The sequence below is a fragment of the Allobosea sp. CER48 genome (assembly GCF_044752385.1).
Taxonomy (GTDB): Bacteria; Pseudomonadota; Alphaproteobacteria; order Rhizobiales; family Beijerinckiaceae; genus Allobosea.
Window position 1 is genome coordinate 1 of sequence record NZ_JBIWYK010000327.1, and the last position, 3,689, is coordinate 3,689.

The following is a 3,689-nucleotide window of genomic DNA, read 5'->3' on the forward strand; positions in this document are numbered from 1 at the left end:
AGTCGGGCGGGCCGCCGGTCACACCGCCGTCGCGGCAGGGGTTCGGGAGCATCCTGATCGACCGGAGCGTGCCCTTCGACCTCGGGGGCCGCAGCGAATTGTCGTTCGAGCCGGACGGCGTCGTCGCCAGGCTCTGCATTCCCGCCCGATTCGTGCGCTGGGTCGACGGGGCAAGCCCCCTGCCGGAGGCCTCGGAGCCGGCCAAGGGCAAGCCGGGGCGGCCGCTGGAGGGCATGCGCGTCCTGCTCGTCGAGGACCAGTTCATCATCGCCATGGACTGCGAAGACATGTTGCTACAGCTGGGCGCCAAGCAGGTGGAGGTCTGCGCGAGCGTTGCCGAAGCGCAGGCGCGGCTGGACCTCGCGATGCCCGAACTCGCCATCCTCGACGTCAATCTCGGCGCCGAAACGTCGGAACCTGTGAGCCGGCGGCTGCGCGAGGCCGGTGTGCCTTTCGTGCTGGCCACCGGCTACGACGATCTCGCCATTCTCGGCGTCGCCGACGCAGCGACCCTGCGCAAGCCCTATAACCTCACGTCGCTCGACGGCGCGCTGCGCAAGCTGCTGGGCGCCGGCTAGCTCTTGTCAGGGTCGCCGGCCCGTCAGGCCGCCTCGATGGCCGCGGGTGCCAGCTCCGCCAGCGACAGCACCATCACGGCGCGGGTGCCGCGGCCGCCCGTGTCCTCGTAGCGCAGCTCGGTGGCGAGGCTCTTCGCCATCGCGCGCACGATCTTGCTGCCGAGGCCGGTGCCCTTGACGGTTCCCGTACCGGTCCAGCCGATACCGTCATCGACCACGTCCAGGGTCGCGCTCTCTCCGTCCCGGGAGAGGCGGACACGGACCTCGCCCTCCCCGCTCGGGTAGGCGTATTTCAGCGCATTGGTGACGAGTTCGGTCGCGATCAGGCCGATCGAGATCGCCTTGTCGGTCTTCGCCAGCACCGGCTCGGCCTCGAAGCGGATCACCGGCATCTGGCCGGATCCCGCGAGGGATTGCGCGAATTCGTCGAGCAGCGAGCGCAGATAGCCGGCGAGCTCGACGGCGCGGACGTCGTCGGAGGTGTAGAGGCTGCGATGGAGATTCCCGATCGCAGTGATCCGGGCCTGCGTTTCGGCCAGCGCCGCCTTGGCACCGGGATCCTCGACCGAATTGGCCTGCATCCTGACCAGCGACCCGACGAGCGACAGGCTGTTGGCGACGCGGTGGTTGACTTCGGCCAGCAGCGTCACCGCGCGGTCGCGCGCGGCCCGGACCTCGCGCTCGGCCTGCTCGCGCGCGCGGGTCAGCCGGGTCTTCACCACGGCATGCTCGAGCGCGGCCCGCAGCAAGACCTCGAAGTCATCGCCGACCGTCTTGACGACGTAGTCGATCGCGCCGGCCTTCAGGGCCGTGACGGCGATGGACAGCTCCGAGGAGGCAGTCACGTAGATGACCGCTGGCGCGTCCGCGCTGCCCGCGAGCGCGGCAAGAACGTCGAGGCCGGAAGCGGTGCCGAGATCGTGGTCCAGGATGATCACGTCGAAGCCGCCGGCGGCGGCGCGCGCCAGGCCATCCCCGGCCGTTTCGACATGCTCGACGACATAGTTGTGGCGCGTGAGCATGCGCTGGACGAGCCGCCCCAGCGTGGCGTCGTCGTCGATATAGAGCGCGTTGATCGATCGATTCGGCATCAGCGGCGGCCAGGCAAGCCGGTCATGGTGTCTCCGGGACCTGTATGACGGAGAAGAACAGTCCGAGCTGGCGGATCGCATTGGCGAAGCCGTCATAGTCCACTGGCTTGGTGATGTAGACGTTGGCGCCGAGATCGTAGCAGCGCTGGATCTCGCGGCTGTCATCGGTCGTGGTCAGCACGACGACGGGCGAGCGCTTGGTGTGCGCATTGGCCTTCACCTTCTCGAGAATGTCGACGCCGCCCATGTCGGGCAGGTTCAGGTCGAGCAGTATCAGGAGTTGGCGTCCTGCGCTGACGGCTCCGGAGCCGTCAGCGCCGAAGAGATAGGTCAGGGCGTCGGTGCCGTTCGCGAACGGGATGATCTCGTTGCTCACACCCGCGCGGCGAATGTTCTTCTCGATCAGGCGGGCATGCCCCTCATCGTCCTCGATCATGACGATCGAGACGGGCTTTCCATTGGTCACGCTTCGGCTCTCCGTCTGTAGGCCGCAAGGTCGGGTGGGAGGGTGACCGTAAAGGTCGTGCCCTTTCCAAGTTCTGAGCGGACGACGATGTCGCCACCGAGATTGCGCACCATCGTGCGGACATGGGCCAGGCCGATGCCCTCCCCCGTCGTAGTCTGCGATCCGGACCGGCGGAACAGCTCGAAGATGCGTTCATGATCGCCGGCTGCGATGCCGCGGCCATTGTCCTCGATCTCGATCCGGACGCCGCCGCGATCGCGGCGGGTTCGCACCGAGATCCGGATCGGCCGGTCGGGGGCTCGGTACTTGATGGCGTTGTCGAGCAGGTTGCCCATGATCTGGTCGAGCGACAGGCGATCGCTGACGATGCGGGACACTTTGGAGTCGACATCGATCCCGCCGTCGTCCTCGGCGCTGGCCTGATGGTGGACCGCGGCGGCGGCCGCCTCGATCAGGGCCGCGAGATCGACGCTTTCGGCCCGCAGCTCGCGCCGCCCTTCGCGGGAGATCTTCAGGATCGCGTTGATCAGCCCGTCCATCTTGCGCGTCGACGACCGGATGAAGCCGATCGCCTCGGCGACATCGACGCGCAAGGCCTCTTCCGCGGCCGCCTTCTGCTCCGCCGATGCGGCCTCCCCCGCAGAAACATAGGCCTCGATCGGCTTGAACATCGCCTCCAGCTCGCTGGTGAAGCCCATGATGTTGACCAGCGGCGCTCGCAGGTCGTGCGTCACGATATACGCGAAGCGCTGGACCTCCTCGTTCGCCTTGACGAGAGCGTCGGTGCGATGGCGCACCCGCTCCTCCAGGCCGGAATTCAGTGCCTCGACCTCGCGGCGGGTCGCGATGAGCTCGCGGGTGTAACTGATGATCGTCCAGCTCGCCGCACCTGCCATGGCGAGGATCAGGATGGCGCCGATGATCGTGGTCCAGCGCAGGCGGGACGATGCCGTCACCTGCGCGTCCATCGCTTCCCGCAGCTCCGCTTCCGACTTCGTCAAGATCGCCGACAGGTCCGCCCGCAGATCGTCCATGAGCTTCTTGCCCGTGCCGCTGCGGACCAGTTGCAGGGCGGTGGCCGTATCGCCTTTGCGCGTCGCCTCGACGGTCATGGCAAGCTCCGCCATCTTCCGGTCGAGCTCGCTCGTCACGCGCTGCAGGGTCGGCTCGACCTCCTGGAGCTTCGCGGCCGCCTGAGTGAGGCGCGCACGCTGCTCGGGCAGCCTCGCCACGGCATTCGTGTAAGGCTCCAGATAGCTCTCGTCCCGCGTGAGGAGATAGCCGCGCTGCCCCGTCTCCGCATCCTGAACCAGGGAAAGCAGGTCGGCGGTCGAGCTTCGCACACCGCGAGCCGCCGTCACCTGGCTGAAAGCGTATTCGCTCGCCGTGGTCAGCCAGAGCGACGCCGCCACGATGATGACGAGCACGCCGATTCCGACAGCCAAAAGCAGGGCGTTCGAGCGTTGGAAGAACGCCTGGGAGATAGGCATGAAGCGGGACCAGCGGAGGACGTCTGCGTGTCTTCGCCAATCACATCGCCTAGAGCAATAGCAA

4 protein-coding genes are annotated in these 3,689 nt (G+C 67.3%); 1 reads left to right on the forward strand and 3 read right to left on the reverse strand.

Annotation, left to right across the window (positions count from 1 at the left end):
• On the forward strand, positions 1-578 hold a 578-nt coding region (locus ACIPIA_RS12140; RefSeq protein WP_465246957.1), incomplete at its 5' end, for a response regulator.
• A 23-nt stretch (positions 579-601) separates the two neighbouring features.
• Here the strand turns inward: ACIPIA_RS12140 and ACIPIA_RS12145 are convergent.
• The 3 genes from ACIPIA_RS12145 to ACIPIA_RS12155 are packed head-to-tail and all read right to left on the reverse strand — an operon-like array spanning position 602 to position 3,625.
• On the reverse strand, positions 602-1,669 hold the full coding sequence (locus ACIPIA_RS12145) for a sensor histidine kinase (protein ID WP_400509830.1): 1,068 nt from the start codon (positions 1,667-1,669) through the stop codon (positions 602-604).
• A gap of 22 nt (positions 1,670-1,691) precedes the next feature.
• Positions 1,692-2,105: a response regulator gene (locus tag ACIPIA_RS12150; protein WP_400509834.1), complete on the reverse strand. Its 414-nt coding sequence runs from the start codon at positions 2,103-2,105 to the stop codon at positions 1,692-1,694.
• Between the two features lie 26 nt (positions 2,106-2,131).
• Complete coding sequence (locus ACIPIA_RS12155) at positions 2,132-3,625, reverse strand: sensor histidine kinase (RefSeq protein ID WP_400509832.1); 1,494 nt, start codon at positions 3,623-3,625, stop codon at positions 2,132-2,134.
• Positions 3,626-3,689 lie beyond the last annotated feature (64 nt).

Excerpts from the sequence above, each read along its gene's own strand:
- ACIPIA_RS12145 (WP_400509830.1), bottom strand. The coding sequence starts at position 1,669 with ATGCCGAATCGATCGATCAACGCGCTCTATATCGACGACGACGCCACG.
- ACIPIA_RS12150 (WP_400509834.1), bottom strand. The coding sequence starts at position 2,105 with ATGATCGAGGACGATGAGGGGCATGCCCGCCTGATCGAGAAGAACATT.
- ACIPIA_RS12155 (WP_400509832.1), bottom strand. The coding sequence starts at position 3,625 with ATGCCTATCTCCCAGGCGTTCTTCCAACGCTCGAACGCCCTGCTTTTG.